The organism is Pseudomonas sp. GW821-FHT04D07 (genome assembly GCF_059420225.1).
Map to the genome: position 1 here is coordinate 47,300 of NZ_JBWKTH010000003.1, position 15,747 is coordinate 63,046.

The 15,747-nt window shown below is 58.5% G+C and carries 13 protein-coding genes and 4 pseudogenes; 10 read left to right on the top strand and 7 right to left on the bottom strand.

The window, feature by feature from the left end:
* Window positions 1-6 precede the first annotated feature (6 nt).
* The 5 genes and pseudogenes from AC07T0_RS06205 to AC07T0_RS06225 all read left to right on the top strand — a co-directional run.
* Entirely contained in the window at window positions 7-789 is a 783-nt protein-coding gene (locus AC07T0_RS06205; RefSeq protein WP_495000344.1) for an enoyl-CoA hydratase/isomerase family protein, read from the top strand.
* Between the two features lie 29 nt (window positions 790-818).
* Window positions 819-2,042, top strand: coding sequence for a CoA transferase (locus tag AC07T0_RS06210; RefSeq protein WP_495000345.1), 1,224 nt, complete (start codon window positions 819-821; stop codon window positions 2,040-2,042).
* 54 nt (window positions 2,043-2,096) lie between these two features.
* Window positions 2,097-3,419: an MFS transporter gene (locus tag AC07T0_RS06215; protein ID WP_495000346.1), complete on the top strand. Its 1,323-nt coding sequence runs from the start codon at window positions 2,097-2,099 to the stop codon at window positions 3,417-3,419.
* A gap of 79 nt (window positions 3,420-3,498) precedes the next feature.
* Window positions 3,499-3,615: pseudogene (locus AC07T0_RS06220) on the top strand (CoA ester lyase); the annotation flags it as partial.
* A 189-nt stretch (window positions 3,616-3,804) separates the two neighbouring features.
* Window positions 3,805-4,008: pseudogene (locus AC07T0_RS06225) on the top strand (LysR substrate-binding domain-containing protein); the annotation flags it as partial.
* A gap of 55 nt (window positions 4,009-4,063) precedes the next feature.
* Here the strand turns inward: AC07T0_RS06225 and AC07T0_RS06230 are convergent.
* The 3 genes from AC07T0_RS06230 to AC07T0_RS06240 form a co-directional block, all read right to left on the bottom strand.
* The gene (locus tag AC07T0_RS06230; RefSeq protein ID WP_495000347.1) at window positions 4,064-5,095 is read right to left on the bottom strand and encodes a hydroxyacid dehydrogenase; all 1,032 of its coding nucleotides are present in this window, start codon (window positions 5,093-5,095) and stop codon (window positions 4,064-4,066) included.
* A 30-nt stretch (window positions 5,096-5,125) separates the two neighbouring features.
* Window positions 5,126-6,493, bottom strand: a complete 1,368-nt coding sequence (locus tag AC07T0_RS06235) for an MFS transporter (RefSeq protein WP_495000348.1) — start codon at window positions 6,491-6,493, stop codon at window positions 5,126-5,128.
* Window positions 6,494-6,680: 187 nt separating this feature from the next.
* Window positions 6,681-7,835, bottom strand: a complete 1,155-nt coding sequence (locus tag AC07T0_RS06240; protein WP_495000349.1) for an alpha-hydroxy acid oxidase — start codon at window positions 7,833-7,835, stop codon at window positions 6,681-6,683.
* A gap of 301 nt (window positions 7,836-8,136) precedes the next feature.
* On the opposite strand from AC07T0_RS06240, the gene AC07T0_RS06245 reads away from it, so the two are divergent.
* The 3 genes from AC07T0_RS06245 (at window position 8,137) to AC07T0_RS06255 (ending at window position 11,417) form a co-directional block, all read left to right on the top strand.
* Window positions 8,137-8,799, top strand: coding sequence for an RraA family protein (locus tag AC07T0_RS06245; RefSeq protein WP_495000350.1), 663 nt, complete (start codon window positions 8,137-8,139; stop codon window positions 8,797-8,799).
* 7 nt (window positions 8,800-8,806) lie between these two features.
* On the top strand, window positions 8,807-10,015 hold the full coding sequence (locus AC07T0_RS06250; RefSeq protein WP_495000351.1) for a pyridoxal phosphate-dependent aminotransferase: 1,209 nt from the start codon (window positions 8,807-8,809) through the stop codon (window positions 10,013-10,015).
* A gap of 91 nt (window positions 10,016-10,106) precedes the next feature.
* The gene (locus tag AC07T0_RS06255; protein WP_495000352.1) at window positions 10,107-11,417 is read left to right on the top strand and encodes a cation:dicarboxylate symporter family transporter; all 1,311 of its coding nucleotides are present in this window, start codon (window positions 10,107-10,109) and stop codon (window positions 11,415-11,417) included.
* Between the two features lie 285 nt (window positions 11,418-11,702).
* Here AC07T0_RS06255 and AC07T0_RS06260 read toward each other — a convergent pair.
* From AC07T0_RS06260 to AC07T0_RS06275, 4 genes and pseudogenes are all read right to left on the bottom strand, one after another.
* Window positions 11,703-11,888, bottom strand: a pseudogene (locus tag AC07T0_RS06260) (LysR family transcriptional regulator); the annotation flags it as partial.
* 138 nt (window positions 11,889-12,026) lie between these two features.
* Window positions 12,027-12,134: pseudogene (locus tag AC07T0_RS06265) on the bottom strand (alpha/beta hydrolase); the annotation flags it as partial.
* Window positions 12,135-12,226: 92 nt separating this feature from the next.
* Window positions 12,227-13,222: an aldo/keto reductase gene (locus AC07T0_RS06270; protein ID WP_495000353.1), complete on the bottom strand. Its 996-nt coding sequence runs from the start codon at window positions 13,220-13,222 to the stop codon at window positions 12,227-12,229.
* 156 nt (window positions 13,223-13,378) lie between these two features.
* The gene (locus AC07T0_RS06275; RefSeq protein ID WP_495000354.1) at window positions 13,379-14,002 is read right to left on the bottom strand and encodes a TetR/AcrR family transcriptional regulator; all 624 of its coding nucleotides are present in this window, start codon (window positions 14,000-14,002) and stop codon (window positions 13,379-13,381) included.
* Between the two features lie 117 nt (window positions 14,003-14,119).
* On the opposite strand from AC07T0_RS06275, the gene AC07T0_RS06280 reads away from it, so the two are divergent.
* The gene (locus AC07T0_RS06280; RefSeq protein ID WP_495000355.1) at window positions 14,120-14,869 is read left to right on the top strand and encodes an SDR family NAD(P)-dependent oxidoreductase; all 750 of its coding nucleotides are present in this window, start codon (window positions 14,120-14,122) and stop codon (window positions 14,867-14,869) included.
* Complete coding sequence (locus tag AC07T0_RS06285) at window positions 14,862-15,620, top strand: SDR family oxidoreductase (RefSeq protein WP_495000356.1); 759 nt, start codon at window positions 14,862-14,864, stop codon at window positions 15,618-15,620. Before AC07T0_RS06280 ends, AC07T0_RS06285 begins: the two co-directional genes overlap by 8 nt.
* The last annotated feature ends 127 nt before the right edge of the window (window positions 15,621-15,747 follow it).

Sequence of the window (15,747 nt, forward strand, 5' to 3'; positions counted from 1 at the left end):
ATAGACATGGACCCGCAAGCCTATATCCAGATTGAACTGCATGAGGGTGTTGCAACCCTTTCACTGTGCAACCCGCCCATGAATGTCGTTTGCGGCCCGCTCACGCATCAGTTGTATGCCGCGCTACGCGCACTGGAAGCTGACCCGAAGGTACGTGTATTGGTGTTGACCGGCGCCGGCGAGCGCGCCTTCTGCGCCGGCTCTGACATCAACGAGATACAGGACATGCTCCAGCCCGGTGAAGTGTTGGAGAAGAAGCTGATATTCCAGAACAAGGTGTTCGAGTTCCTGCGCACCTTTGCCAAACCGACCATTGCGCTACTCAACGGTTACACCTTTGGCGGGGGGCTGGAAATCGCAGCTTGTTGCGACTTCATCGTCGCGGCCAGCACCACCCGATTGGGACTGCCCGAAGTCAAGCTAGGAGTGTTTCCCAGCAGCGGCGGAACCTTCCGCATCGCCCGACGAATCGGCGTGGCCCGCACCAAGCAACTGGTGTTTCTGGGAGATTCGGTCGGTGCCGAAACAGCACTGGCGTGGGGGTTGGTCGACTACCTGGCGGAGCCTGTGGTCTTGAGGCAAACCGGCCATGACCTGGCGGCTCGGCTGGCGGCTATGCCGCGCGCCAGTGTGAGGAGCTCCAAGGCACTGATCAACGACTGCTACGACAAGTCCGACGCTGAGCTGATCAGTCAATCGCTGCTGGCCAGCGATCAGGTGTTTTGCAGCGCCGACGCCCTGGAAGGGATGAGTGCGTTCATCAGGAAAGAACCGCCTCGTTTTGCCTGAGCCCGTGAATTTGCTTTGAGGTTACCAACATGACTTACCCGCTTTTAAACCATGTGAGTGTTGTCGAAAGCTCGGCATTCATTGCCGCACCCTTGGCCGGCATGACCCTGGCGGAGTTCGGAGCCGATGTTATCCGGATTGACATGATCGGCGGCGGTATTGACTACGCGCGCATGCCACGCATTTCGCCCAAGGGTCGGAGCCTCTACTGGACAGCGCTGAACAAGGGCAAACGTTCGGTTGCGGTAGACATCCGCCATCCCCAGGGCAGGGAACTGATCGCCGACATGGCAGTGGCAGCCGGCAACCTGCTGACCAACATCGCGACCCCCTGGCTGAACTACGAGGTGCTCGCTACCCGGCGTGCCGACCTGATTGCATGTGTGATTCAGGGCAACGCCGATGGCAGTACCGCGGTGGACTACACCGTCAACAGTTCTACGGGTTACCCCAACATGACGGGCGACGCCAGCGCAGACCGCCCCGTCAACCATGTGCTGCCAGCGTGGGACATCGCATGTGCCCACCAGGCCGCATTCGCCATGGTCGCGGCCTTGAGCCGTCGGCAACTGAGTGGAGAGGGCTCGGACATCAAGCTCGCGCTCTCGGACGTGGCATTTTCTACGCTCTCCCATTTGGGCGTGATGGCCGAGGCTGAACTGCTTGAACAGGAGCGTCCGGCTCTGGGCAATTACCTGTATGGCGCTTTCGGCCTGGACTTCGCGACGGCCGATGGCCGGCGGGTGATGATCGTGGCCATTTCTTCCGGGCAATGGAAGGCGCTGGTCGAGTGCTGCGATATCGGACTGGCCATCGCAGGAGCACAACACAGTTTGAAGCTGGATTTTGCGGATGAAGCCCAACGCTTCGAAGGTCGGGAGATTATCGCCGCCCTCTTGCGACCTTGGTTCGCCAGTCGAACGTTCAAACAGGTCGAGTCTGAGTTGACTCGCGCCAAAGTGTGCTGGGGCCGGTACAACAGCGTCCGGGAACTGTTGGCCACAGATCCACGTGTGGGGCTCGGCAATCCGCTCTACGAGCGCATTGATACGCCGGGGATTGGTGAGCATCTGACTGCTCGCTCGGCGGCGCGTTTCGAGGGGTTGGCGCATTTGCCAACCCAGGCGGCACCCTTGTTGGGTACTCACACTGATGAAGTTTTGCATCAGTTGTTGGGACTCAGTGGTGCCGAGATTGGCCGCTTGCATGACGCCGGTGTCATTGCCGGTCCGGAGAAAGATCCCACCCTTTGACCGATTCATACGGCGTCTTACCTATCACAATTACAACAATAGGCTAGTGCTCAAATGACTACTTCAAACCCGTACCACGCAGGTGTCGGTGCCAAGCGCTGGCAGATGATCATGCCGGCGGTGCTGATCATGTACACCATCTCTTTTTTTGACCGGGCCAATATTGCGATGGCCTTGCCCTACATGACCAAGGAACTGGCGCTCACCCCGGTGCAGGCTGGGTGGATCGGCGGCGCGTTCGCCTGGGGTTATGTAATCACCCAGTTGCTGGCTGCCGTCCTGGCGCTGCGTTTCGGCTCACGCAAGCTGATTGGTTTGTGCCTATTGCTGTTCGGCGGTGCTGCCCTGGTTACCGGCTTTGCCCGGACTTTTGAAGAAGTGATGGCAATGCGTTTCATTCTCGGCCTGGCAGAGGGGCCTATCTATGCGGCGGTGTCCATGTTGCTGGCGCAGTGGTTCGTCAAGTCCGAGCGAGGTCGCGCCTTTGGTATCTGGAACTTTGCCGTACCCTTGGGCGGTTTCCTCGCCGGGCCTATTTCCGGGGCGATCCTGGCCCATTATGATTGGCGCTGGATGTTGATCATTGAGGGATTACCTGCCTGGTTGTTCTGTCTATTCTGGTTTGTGATGGTGCCCAAGAGCCTGCAAGCGGCCAAGTGGCTGTCTGACGCTGACCGCGAAACGATTGCCCACGAACTGGCGGTCGAACAAAAGAGCCATGGCGAAACGCAATCGGATCCATGGTGGAAAATCTTCAACGAACCCGCGGTATGGTTGATGACTCTGGGTTTCGGTCTGAGCAGCATCTTGTTGTATGGCACCACGCTGTGGCTGCCAACCATTCTCAAGTCTTACAACTCTCTGAGCGAGGTGACCGTCGGTTTGCTGTCGGGTGCACCATTTCTCCTGACCATGCTTGGCGTCTGGTACATCACCCGTCGTTCCGATCGGCATAACCAGGAGCGTCGATTGCATGCGGCGATCCCTACCATCATCACCGGCTTGATAATGATCGCCGCGGCTTATGTGCCTGCCAATCTGTATGGGTTACAGATTGTGCTGTTCATAGCCATGGGCTTCCCGCTGAAGATGTTGACGCCGCTGGTGTTCGCTCGCCTGACCGAGATCTTGCCATTGCGCAAAGCCATTCCAGCTGTGGCCGTGGTCAGCGGACTGGGGACCTTCGTCGGGCAATCCCTCGGCCCTCTGCTGGTGGGCTACATCCGTGCCATCTCCACGGACTTCCGGACTTCGTTATTGGCGCTGGGGGCATGTGCCATCGCTGGTGGGGTGGTGATTCTGATGTCCAAGACGACCGCCGAAAAGCAGAAAAAAACTCAGGCTGACCCTTTGCACGTTTCGCAAAAAGCCAGCTAATAGTGGTCCGTTTCGCGTCCTGCGAGTGGTTGACCACGACTGACACTCCGGGGCGCTTTTTATCTGCAAAGGAGTCAGTATGGCCGTTATCGACTTTTCAGTTTCTTTGCCCCACAGCTACTTGTTCGTTCCAAGATCCAGACCCGAGCGTTTCGCCAAGGCTCTGGGCAGCGAGGCCGATGCAGTGATCATCGACCCGGGAACCAGCCTTATGCCATTGGGTAAACCGGGTACTTGCGGCCGTAGGCGCCAGTGAGGGGAGAGGTCATCATGATCGACGATGAAATGATCGATGTCCCCGTCATCCTTCGTGCGCGAGGCATTTTGCGCGGTCAGGAAAGACCTCGCGAGGCGGTGCTTTGATGAGGGACGTAGACCTGTCGAAATGGTTGGGCCGCCCAAGCATCATCGAGGCCACTTGGCCGAGCAGCAACTGATATTGCCAAGCGCCCGACACGGCCTTTGTGTGATCGTGGATAATTGCGCTCATGAAGCCGGGGTCAAGCTCAAGACCAGTGTTGAAGCTGACTCGTTTGGCGCAATGATCGATCTGGTTCGCCATGGTTCCGGTTTGACGGCCTTGTCCATGGGCGGCTACAGATATTCCTCTGACCTGTACCTGTAAATGACCGCGGTCGTAAGGTTTACGAGGCTTTTCGCAGCCGCTCCAGGAAATGCTCCCAGACCGGGGCATTGAGCAAATGAGGGGGCCGTTCGCCATGAAGCAGGGCCTGGATCTGCCGGGCGGATGAGCGCGCGACATTGCGGCGTCCCCCGACGCTGACACCAGCGGTGTGGTAGGTGGCGATGACGTTCTCCAGCGCCAGCAATGGTGAGCTGAGCGGTGGCGGTTCTACTGACCAGACATCGAGTCCGGCCCCCGACAATCGCCCGTTTTTCAAAGCTTCGTAAAGTGCCGCCTCATCGTGGATTCCGCCGCGTGCGGTGGTGAGAAAGACCGCTCCTTTTTTCATCGCCGCGAACTGCTGTGGGCCCATTAGATGGTGAGTGGAGGCGTTGAGCGGGCAGTGCACGGAGACGTAATCCGATTCGCCCAGCAGTCTCTCAAGCGCCGCCGGTTGCGCACCGCGCTCGCGAAGGGTGTCTTCGTCCAGGTACGGGTCATAAGCCAGTACGTGCATCCCGAAACCACGGGCCAGGTTTGCCGTGCGCTCGCCGATGACGCCGAGACCGATGATGCCCAGGGTCGTGCCATAAACCTCGTCACCCATCAGCTCTTCGCGCGCGAAACTCCGCTCCTGGCGCAATCGCCTGTTGGACGGAATAATCCGCTTGGCCAGGGCCAGGAGCAGCCCGAAGGTGTGCTCTGCTACCGAGTTTGCATTGGCCCCGGCCTGATTCACAACGGCAATGCCGGCGCGCGTGCAAGCCGCCACGTCGACGGTGTCGTACCCCGCGCCTCCGGAGGACACACACAGCAGGTTCGGGCAACGTTCTATCAGGGCTTCATTGGCGAACCATTGGAGCGGCAGCTCATCCTTGGCCGCCGTGACGTGATACGCGGCCGAGCGGCTCAAGCCATCCCACACGCCATCTTCGTCTGCGCGAAACAGGCGTTGAAGCTGTAACGTCGGTGTCGCTTCGATCAGTTCATCGAAGACCGGGTTGATCCACAGGTCCAGGCGACTGACGATTTTGCTTGGTGAACCAGACATACGCTGTCCTCTATCCAAAGAAACCGTTATTCAAGGGCGCGGCAGGGCCGGTTGACGGGTAGTCACTACGTTGGCGGTATCCACGAAGGCCGAGGGCTTCGGTCGAGGTTCGACCATGGTCAGCAGGATGACGAAGGTCAGGAGGGAGCAGGCGCCCAGGAAGCCGAACACCATGTTCCAGTTGTAGGCATCGAGCAGCACGCCGACCATAAACGGGGCAAAGGCGCCGCCCAGCGAGCCGCCGGTATTGACGATCGAGGCGGCGAACGGAACCTTGTCCTTGACGGCCAACCCCATGGGATAGACCAGGAAAGTCGAATAGCCGATGTTCAGGAGAATCCCGGTCAACAGAAACAGGGCGGCCAGTAGTGTCGGATCGTCCGGCGAGTTCAGCAGTACGATCATCATCACAACAGTGGCGAGGGCGGTGATCAGCATCGCCGGCTTGCGGCGCCGATCGAAGACCTTGTCCGAAAGCCAGCCGCCGAGAAGATTGCCGATAATCGCACCGACCCATGGGAACGCAGCCACCGCGCCCATCTTCATGACAGAATAGTGTTTGACCGAGACCAGATAGGTGGGGACCCAGGTCATGATGGTGTAGGTAATACCGACCATTAGGAAGTAACCCAGTGCACAGGCCCAGACGTTCCAGGATCTGAGGATGCTGGCGTTATCCTGCAGCAAATCCATTTCCCGCGTACGGATAAAACGGTCAAGCCAGAGGTGTCGAGGCGACAACGTGGCCGTGGACTGGGGTTGAAGCATATCCGTCTCCTGGATATAGCGCTTTTCTTCCTCGGAGCAGTGCGCGCTCTGGGACGGATCATCCTTTACATAGAGCCACCAGAGCGCCGCGATAATCAGGCCCGGGAAGGCAAAGAGGTAGAACACTTCTCGCCAGCCATAAAGGCTCACAATCAGCGCACACAGCGGTGGGACAAACGCGGGGGCAAATTTTATCGACGACATGAAGATGCCGGTTGCCAAGCCCTTTTCCCGTGACGGGAACCAACGATTGATGATCGAGACAATACCAATATTGATCGGGCCTTCAGCGGCACCCAGCAGGGCTCTGGCGAACTTCAGTTGCAGGACGCTGCTGGTCACTCCAATAAACAAAGTGGATAGCGAGGTCAGTACCAGGGAGGTTGTCAGGAGATTGCGAATGCCGAAGCGACTGAACAGGTAGCCCGCCGGGATCTGCACCATGGCATAGGTGAGGTAGAACAGACTGGCCAGGGCACCGATATCGGTATTGCTGAGCCCATATTCCTGCTTGATGAAAGGTACCACGACGCCGATATTGGCCCGGTCTGCACCCGCGATCATGTAGGCGAGGAAAAACAACGCAGCGACGATCCAGCGGAAGCGGCCTTTTTTTGAAGGTTTACTCATGGCCGGGCCCGGTATTTTTTATAGTTGGAACCGGGATACTAGGGTGCCTTGAATGATTTTTTTAGCGATATTTAAGACTCGAATAACATCACTTTTTTTCCAGAAGTTGAGCTGTAAAGCGCTGTGCTCCACGCGACTACCGAGCAATCGATAGCATGGAAAAATCGCGGCGCTCAAACCACAGCACTCAACGTGCCAGCAAGTTCTCGATACTCAGGTCCTCGGGCCTGGCGACACCGAGTAGACCAAGATCGCGCTTGAGTTCATCGCCGATGAGCCTGAGTGCGTGCCGGACGCCCTCTTCGCCGGCCACGGTCGCGGCGTAGTTGAACGGCCGCCCGATAAAAACTGCCTTGGCCCCTAGCGCCATGGCTTTCATGGCATCGGTGCCCCGGCGCACACCGCTGTCGAGCATGACCGTCATATCCGGTACCGCCTCCACGATGCGCGGCAGGATCTTGAGGGGGGCCACGCTACCGTCCAGTTGCCGTCCGCCGTGATTCGATACAATCACCGCGTCGGCGCCGATGTGTTTGGCCTTCACCGCATCCCGCGGGTTCAAGATGCCCTTGATGATCAACTTTCCTTTCCAGCGGCGGCGAATGTCGATGACATGCTCCCAGGTGAGATGGCCTCGGTCCGAAAAATCCCGAAGTACATTTTTTGAGAGGATAGGCGCGCCGCGACTCGCGTAATTGTTCTCGAAATGCGGCATCCCGTGAACGATCAAGGTCCGCAAAAATGTTCCGAGCAACCACCTGGGGTGCAGAAGCCCTTGAGCAGCCAGTCTCAGGCTCGGACGCAGCGGCGTCGAAAAACCGGCTCTGATGTTGTTTTCCCGGTTGGCGGCTACCGGCGTATCGACTGTCAGCACCAAGGTTTCAACAGGGGCTGCGGCGACCCGATCAATCAGCGCATTGATCTGTTTTCCCTCTCCAGGGAGATAGGCCTGAAACCAGGTCCCAGGCGCTTCGCCCATCACCTCTTCCAAGCGGATCAAAGAAGAACCACTCATGATGCACGGTACCTTCGCCTGAGCCGCTGCGCGGGCGAGCACGATATCGCCACGGTAGCTGGTCAGCGCGGCAATGCCCATGGGCGCAATGCCGATCGGGGAGGAGTAGGTTTCGCCCAGCAGTCTCACTGACGTATCGACGTGGGCTACATCCACCAGCACGTTTGGCAGGAAGCTGTAGTCCAGGAATGACGCCCGATTTGCCATGGCCGATAGTTCGTCTTCAACAGCGCCTGATACATAGGCGAAGAGGGGGGCGGGCAATAAGCGTCGCGCCAGAGGCTCGAAGTCCTGGAGGGAAAGGCAGCGGCGCAAGGGGGTGGGCATAGGGCACACTCCTGATGGTGGTATCGGCGGTGTGCGGGCCAGGATAGGGTTTATGTGAATAGACTTAAAGCGAATAAAATTGCATCTTTTTGTTCTCTTTTATCGACGTATTGTCCCAGCGCTTCTCTCCATGCCTGTCTCATAATCCTGGAAGCGCGGGTTGTGACACGGCTTGATCATCGTATTAATATGATTACTAAAAGAGATGATAATCCATATAAAAATATCGCTAAAAGTATTTTTTTAGGCTCCCTACTATCCGGTTGTCGTGAAAGCACACTTCTAACACCGGGGAAATCTCATGTTACTTCCAGGCATTCGTATCGAACCATCGCCCGCAGCCGCTTCTGATTACTTGATCAAAGCATTCGCTTCTGTGGTGACCCCTCATATCAGCGACAACATGGGACGCCATATCGGTGCCCGCGGCCTGACGCGCTACAACCGTACAGGCAAGCTCGTCGGTACCGCACTGACGGTCAAGACCCGTCCAGGCGACAACCTCTACATCTACAAAGCGCTGATGATGTTGAAGCCCGGCCACGTGCTGGTGGTTGATGGGCAGGGTGATACCAACAACGCCGTGATCGGTGAGTTGATCAAGTTGTATGCCCTGCAACGGGGTTGCGTCGGCTTTGTCATCGACGGCGCCATTCGTGATGTGGCGTGTTTTGAGCATACTCCCTGCTACGCGAAGGCCGTCGTGCATTGTGGCCCTTACAAGACGGGGCCGGGCGAGATCAACGTACCGGTGTCCATTGGCGGGATGATCATCAACCCCGGGGACATCATTGTCGGTGACGAAGATGGCTTGGTGGCTTTTTCCCAAGAGGCCGCCGAGGAGGTGCTGGCCAAAGCCCGTGAACACGAAGCACACGAAGAGCGTGTGAAGGCAGAGATCGCAACCCAAGCGATCGAACAATCGTGGATCACCAACGCCCTCGTCAAAGCCGGCCTGATGTGAGAAAACAATGAGTACAGCACTGCTTTCCCAGCGGGTCTTGAGCATTGCCCCTTCGCCCAGCATAGCGGCCAATGCCTTGGTCGCAACGCTACGAGCGCAAGGTCGAGACATCGTGAACTTCACCGTTGGTGAGCCTGATCTCGATACGCCAGCGCATATCATGGAGGCTGCCAAAGCGGCGATATCGGCGGGTGAAACCCACTACACCAATACGCTCGGCACGCCTGCGCTACGCAACGCGATCGTGACCAAGCTGCAGCGTGACAACGGCCTTGAATACACCCTCGATCAGGTGGTGGCGGCGGCCGGAGGCAAACAGATCATCTTCGAGGCGCTGGCGGCCACCCTCAACCCCGAAGACGAAGTGATTGTTCATACCCCTTACTGGGTCTCGTATCCGGACATCGCCAAGCTGAACGGCGGGACTCCCGTTGTTATCGTCGGCAATGAAGCCAACGGATTCAAGTTGACACCGGCGGAGCTGGACGCGGCCATTACCCCGCGCACGAAGTGGCTGATTCTCAACTCCCCGAATAACCCAAGCGGGGCTGTCTACACCCTGGAAGAGTTGCAAGCCCTGGCCCAGGTGCTTCGTGATCACCCCCATGTGCTGGTCATGGCCGATGAGATCTACGAACACTTCGTCTACACCGAAGGCGGACATGTCTCCTTTCCAAAGGTGGCTCCCGATCTAAAAGAGCGGACGCTGATCGTGAACGGGGCTTCGAAGGGTTATGCCATGACCGGTTGGCGATTGGGCTTTGGCGCCGGTCCGGCCTGGCTGATCGCAGCAATCGGCAAACTGCTCTCGCAGACCACGACGTGCCCCAGTTCGATCAGCCAGGCTGCTGCCGTGGCAGCCTTTGTCGGCGACCAGACGCCTGTTCACGCCATGGCGAGCCTTTACAGGAAGCGCCGCGATCTGATGCTGGACCTGTTGTCTGGTACACCCGGCCTGACATGCGTGACCCCGGACGGCGCGTTCTACGTATTTGCCAATGTGCAAGGGTTGCTCGGTCGCCAAGTCCCGCAAGGCTATGTGTTGCATACGGATGCTGATGTGGTTCGTTACTGGCTCGAAGAGGCCGGTGTTGCGACGGTGGTCGGCGATGCGTACGGCCTCAGCCCCTATGTCCGCCTCTCTTTCGCCAGCGGCGAGGCATTGATCCGGGAAGGTTGCGCACGTATCCGCAACGCCTGCGAAGCGTTGCGCTGATCGGCCGATTAGAGCCGACAACAGTCGGGGGAGGGAACTACCTCCCCTTTGAAAACAAGATCCTGCCACTGACATCACCTGTGAGACGGACATGCATAAACCTCGTATTCCTCTGGTCGTTCAGATTCTGATCGGCTTGGTCGTCGGCATTGCTGTCGGCGTAGTCCTCAACCATGCGCCCGAGATGCGTCCCTGGCTCACGGAAAATGTGCTGCAACCCGCCGGAGACCTGTTCATCAAACTAATGAAGATGATCGTCATTCCCATCGTGTTCTGTTGCATGGTGGTGGGGATCGCCGGTCATGGTGATCGCAAGGCGCTCGGTCGGATGGGGGTCAAAACCCTCCTGTACTTCTTCGCCGTGACCACCACCGCGATCATTATCGGACTGGTGATCGGGAATCTGCTACAGCCGGGAGCGGGCACTGATCTGCACAGCCTCAAGGCGGCCAATATCGCATTGCCTGCCGGCAACGGACATCAGAGCGTCGTAGCCCTGCTGCTGGGCATCGTCCCGGATAACATTGTCGACGCGATGGCCAAGGGCAATCTGCTGCCGGTACTGTTCTTTGCTGTCATGTTTGGCCTGGGGCTCTCCGGTCTGTCTGATGAGCGTAAAGCACCAGTGCTGGCCGTTTTCAAAGGGCTGAGCGATGCCATGTTCCGGGTGACGTCGATGGTGATGGCTTACTCCCCCATTGGGGTGTTCGGCATGATTGCGGTGACCGTCGCCAACTTCGGTTTCTCCTCCCTGCTGCCGTTGGCGAAGCTGATAGTGGTCGCCTACATCGCGATTGTCCTGTTTGCCGTGCTGGTGCTGGGAAGCATTGCGCGGATGGCGGGCATCTCGATTTTCGGCTTGATCCGGCACATCAAGGATGAACTGGTCCTGGCATTTTCCAGTGCCAGCTCCGCGGCGGTGATGCCACAGCTCATGGTCAAACTGGAGACGTTTGGCGTTCCCCGTGAGGTGGTTTCCTTTGTCGTACCGGTCGGGTACTCGTTCAATCTCGATGGGGCCTCTCTATTCCTCGGCATAGGGACGCTGTTTGTCGCCCAGCTCTATGGGATAGATCTGAGCCTGTCTCAGCAAGCCGTATTGGTGATCACCATGGTCCTGACCTCCAAGGGCGCGGCGGGCGTGCCCGGCTTCATGTTCGTGATTCTCTCCGCGACCCTGGCCAGCGCGGGGCTGCCACTGGAGGGTATTGCGTTCATCGCCGGTGTCTACCGAATCATGGACATGGGCACTACCACCCTGAACGTACTCGGGAACGCGCTGGCCCCCGTGGTGATCGCTCGCTGGGAGAGAGGTCTTGAAAACAGGAGTGAGTCGGTCGATGCTTCCACGCAGGCGCTTACCCCAACGGAACACTGTGTCTACAGCAGTGAAGGTCACTGATCGGCTGCCACCTTGAACTGATGGGCACTTGCCAGCCTCAATCCCGCTGCCCATAACCTCGTTTATCAGCGAGGTTGTTGCACGACAAAGGTGTTCGTTCGGAATCAGTGGATTGCAGTGGGGCCCGGTAGCCCGTTTCGCGAGCAATTAGCGTGCTCGGAGCCCGCCAGTTGATGGCGCTAATGGGCTGAAAGGCCTTTTTCGTCTGTTGCTCGCACAAAAACAAACGCCCCGAGCAAGTCGGAGCGTTTGTTGGGCTGGCCTTCAGTGCGTTTTCACACAGTCCTCGGTCGGGGATACACTGCGTGTGGTTCGGGCCAGCAGTCGAACGCCGAGCCGTGCCTCAAGTGCGCGTATTGTGTGGCTCAGGGCGGATTGCGAGACGCTCAGTTGTGCGGCGGCGCGGGTGAAGCTGCCCTCGCGGGTAATGACCACGAAGGCTTGCAGGTCGTTGAGATTGGCTCGGGACATTGATGAGATGCTCTTATGAGGATCGAGGTGACAAAGCCAGAATAGGCTGGCGTTGTTGAGTCACAAGGTCCTAGCGTAGAACGCTTTCAGTTTGCTTACGGCCGCTTCGACATACCGGGGAACCCAGCAGGTTTCGATATACGCGGCATCTGCGGTAATGGTGATATAGCCTTGTTCGGCCAGTCGCTGCGCATACAGACCGGCGACCTGTTCTTTCACTCCACCGTTCGGGTGTACAACCACCACAGGCCTTGGTTCAGCGCAGCGTTGAGCTTGGGTATGTCACTCGTAGCCATCAAAGCTGCGATCAGTGGAATGGCTCCACTTTCAGGAAAGATTCAGAGTCCAGTCATCTTCAGCGCAGACTCGGGCAGGCGATCACCTTGCACCTGGATCTGGGCAATCTGCTCATCGATCACGCGCAAATCCTCGCCGCTCAGCGCCAGCTCGAGCGCCCCAAGGTTCTCGTCCAGGCGGTGCTGCTTCGTCGTGCCAGGTATCGGGACAATCCAAGGCTTCTGCGCCAGCAGCCAGGCCAACGCCACTTGCGCGGGCGTGGCTTGTTTGCGCTGTGCGACGGCCTTCACCACCTCGACCAGCGCCAAGTTGGCCTTGCGCGCCTCTGGAGAGAAACGGGGGACGAAGTTGCGGAAGTCGGACACGTCGAACTGTGTGTTCTCGTCGATCTTACCGGTAAGGAAACCGGCGCCGAGAGGGCTGAACGGCACGAAGCCGATGCCCAGTTCCTGCAGCACCGCCAGGAGTTCGTGCTCCGGGCCACGCCAGAACAGCGAGTATTCGCTCTGTACCGCCGTCACCGGCTGGACCGCATGGGCGCGGCGAATGGTTTGCACGCCGGCCTCGGACAGGCCAAAGTGCTTCACCTTGCCCTCAGCGATCAAGTCCTTGACGGTGCCGGCGACATCCTCGATCGGCACCTCGGGGTCCACACGATGCTGGTAGAACAGGTCGATGCGGTCCGTTCGCAGACGCTTCAATGAGGCCTCTGCGACCGCCCGGATATGCTCCGGCCGGCTATTGGTGCCACTGCCCCGTTCGCCGGTGATCAGGTCGATATTGAAGCCGAACTTGGTGGCCACTACCACCTGATCGCGAATCGGCTGCAGGGCCTCACCCAGCAGAGCTTCGTTGCTGAAGGGGCCATATGCCTCTGCGGTGTCGAAGAAGGTGATGCCGCGATCATGAGCCGCGTGGATCAGCGAGACGGCCTCTTTGGTATTCGTCACCGGACCGTAGCCGTGGCTGAGGCCCATGCAGCCCAAGCCTAGGGCAGATACTTCAAGAGAGCTGTTTCCGAGTTTCCGCTTTTGCATTTCAATCATCCTGCTTTTAGCGATCAGCATTGAGTTTGTGGAGGGAAATAGGATTAGGCCGCAGTGCACGTCGGTTGAGTGCAATTGCGCCTTGGAGACTGTAAGTGGGCTTTGGGGGGAGGACTAGACGGGTAAATCGGCAAGGGTTCATGAGGTTTATTCATCAATCTGGCCGTGGCGCGTGAATTTGGCGCTTTCGAGAATGCCCATGACGAAGCTGATCAGTGCTTGCGCCAGGCGCTGCTCACTCACCTCGACCTCATGCCATTGTGCGTGTCCGTACAGCATGCCGATAACGGCATGGGTCATCAGGCCGACCTGGCTTTCCTGCCGGACCTTTTGCGCGCACTCCGTCGCAATGATGCTGCTCAGGATCGAGGCATAGCTGTCTTTCAGCGCATTGATCTGCTGCTGCTGTTCTTCGGATAGATTGACAAACTCCCTGATCACCAGCTGCAAGCGATGCTTTTCCGTCAGGCTGAAGCTGACGAAGGCCTGGACGAAGCGGCGTACACGGTCATCGGCGGTTCTTGCACCTTTCATGCGACGCCTGGTATCGAGCAGCAGATCGGCGAGGGCGGACTCGATCAGTTCGAACAGCAGGCATTGTTTGTTCTCGATATGGTGATACAGCGAACCGGCGTGCAGGCCAAGGTGACCGGCCAGGTCCCGCAGGCCAATCGCCTGGTAGCCACGGGTTGCGAACAACAGGGTCGCGGCGTCGAGCAGGCGATCGCGGATGCTGGAGGAGGGGCTGGAAACGAGAGTGGCCGCAGACATGGTCGTGTCCTGTGTGCATCTGGCCAGGCGGTGGCCTGGCGGTTGACACGCAAATTGAGTTTGACCAAATGTAAGACAACAGGCATCTTACGTAAAGACTAAATCGTGGAGGTGTTTATGGATGGCCAGACGGTCGTGATCGTAGGTGGAGCTTCGGGTCTGGGCTTGGAAACAGCCAAGTTGATGCGCAAGCGTGGGGCGCGGAAAATCGGCCTGATTGACCGTAATGAGCAACTGATGGCAGAGGCGGCAAGCCTTCTGCGGGCTGAAGGTTGCGAGGTCGCCACGGCCGTCGCCGACATCTCCCGCCAGGAAAGCGCCCATGGTGCCTTCCAGCAGATCGTCGATGCGCTCGGCCGTGTGGATTGCCTGGTCAACAGCGCCGCCATCTATCCGCGCAAGGATATTTTCGAGATCACCGATGATGAGTGGGATCTGGAAAATGCGGTCAATATCAAGGGGACCTATCACATGATGGTCGCGGCGGTCCGGCATATGCAGGCCTTTGTCGCGGCACCGGCGGTGACCGGTCGTATCGTCAATGTGACCTCCGTGGATGCATTCAAGGCTCACCCGCAAAATGCCCACTATGCGGCGACCAAGGCGGCGGTGGTCAGCCTGACCAAGTCTTTTGCCCAGGCCTGCGCCAAGGATCAGATCCTGGTCAATTCGGTGGCGCCCGCCGGTTTTGCAACCGAGCGTGCCCGGCAACTAGGCTTCCTGGGTGAACTGGCGGCGGCGAACCCGCTGGGACGTGCTGCGGAGCCTGCGGAAATTGCCGAGTGGATCGTCATGATGGGCAGCAGTCGCAACAGCTACGCCACTGGCGAAAACGTGATTGTCAGCGGAGGTTACATCTATGCCTGATTCAATGGCGCTGCCGGCGGCCTATCGTTGTGCGCTGGTCACCGGTGCTACCAGTGGTATCGGCAAGGCGATTGTCCTGGCGTTGCGCGACGCGGGCATGCAGGTCATCGCCGTCGGTCGCAGTCGTGAAGCGCTCGATGAGTTGCAGGCCGAGGAGGGGGTTGTCACGTTGCAGGCGGACGTGCGCCAGGTCGATGCCTTTGCGGGCATCCTGAAACAGTATCCGGTGGATGTGTTGGTCAACAATGCCGGCATCCTGTCCACGCGCGCGGCCTTCCAGGAGATGGATGCCGATGAAATCGACAATATGCTCGATATCAATCTCAAGGCGCCGCTGCACCTGACGCGGCAGGTGTTGCCGGGAATGATCGAGCGTGGCCATGGACACTTGTTTTTCCTCGGTTCCAGTGCCGGTCGGGCGCCTCATCCGGGCGCCGCTGTGTACGGCGCCTCGAAGGCCGGTGTCAGCCTGTTCTGTGATGCCTTGCGTTGCGATTTGCTCGGTAGCGGCGTGCGAGTGACGGAAATTGCCCCGGGGCGAGTCCAAACCCAGCTGTATCGCGCGGCGATGGGGATGCAGGCTGCGGGCCGTGAGTTGTACGACGGTTATGAATCGATCATGCCGGAGCATATCGCCCAGTTGCTGTTGGCGGCTTTGCGCCTGCCCGAGCAGGTGGATGTGTCGCGTCTTGAAGTATTTCCCACGGCGCAGGCGGTGGGTGGTTCGCGGATGGTCAAGACTCTCGATTGACTCCTCTGGGGTGGAAACGGCCTAAGCCTTTCCGACCCCGCTGGAAGCTACAATCCAGTGGATCGATCCTTGACTACATGTAAGACAACATATAACTTACATTTAAGTGGCCAGATGGCCCCTTGTG

Bases quoted from the DNA above. Each gene is read 5' to 3' on its own strand.
- AC07T0_RS06255 (WP_495000352.1), top strand. From the start codon at position 10,107: ATGCATAAACCTCGTATTCCTCTGGTCGTTCAGATTCTGATCGGCTTG.
- AC07T0_RS06215 (WP_495000346.1), top strand. From the start codon at position 2,097: ATGACTACTTCAAACCCGTACCACGCAGGTGTCGGTGCCAAGCGCTGG.
- AC07T0_RS06240 (WP_495000349.1), bottom strand. From the start codon at position 7,835: ATGCCCACCCCCTTGCGCCGCTGCCTTTCCCTCCAGGACTTCGAGCCT.
- AC07T0_RS06275 (WP_495000354.1), bottom strand. From the start codon at position 14,002: ATGTCTGCGGCCACTCTCGTTTCCAGCCCCTCCTCCAGCATCCGCGAT.
- AC07T0_RS06285 (WP_495000356.1), top strand. From the start codon at position 14,862: ATGCCTGATTCAATGGCGCTGCCGGCGGCCTATCGTTGTGCGCTGGTC.
- AC07T0_RS06210 (WP_495000345.1), top strand. From the start codon at position 819: ATGACTTACCCGCTTTTAAACCATGTGAGTGTTGTCGAAAGCTCGGCA.
- AC07T0_RS06250 (WP_495000351.1), top strand. From the start codon at position 8,807: ATGAGTACAGCACTGCTTTCCCAGCGGGTCTTGAGCATTGCCCCTTCG.
- AC07T0_RS06235 (WP_495000348.1), bottom strand. From the start codon at position 6,493: ATGAGTAAACCTTCAAAAAAAGGCCGCTTCCGCTGGATCGTCGCTGCG.
- AC07T0_RS06280 (WP_495000355.1), top strand. From the start codon at position 14,120: ATGGATGGCCAGACGGTCGTGATCGTAGGTGGAGCTTCGGGTCTGGGC.
- AC07T0_RS06245 (WP_495000350.1), top strand. From the start codon at position 8,137: ATGTTACTTCCAGGCATTCGTATCGAACCATCGCCCGCAGCCGCTTCT.
- AC07T0_RS06230 (WP_495000347.1), bottom strand. From the start codon at position 5,095: ATGTCTGGTTCACCAAGCAAAATCGTCAGTCGCCTGGACCTGTGGATC.
- AC07T0_RS06270 (WP_495000353.1), bottom strand. From the start codon at position 13,222: ATGCAAAAGCGGAAACTCGGAAACAGCTCTCTTGAAGTATCTGCCCTA.
- AC07T0_RS06205 (WP_495000344.1), top strand. From the start codon at position 7: ATGGACCCGCAAGCCTATATCCAGATTGAACTGCATGAGGGTGTTGCA.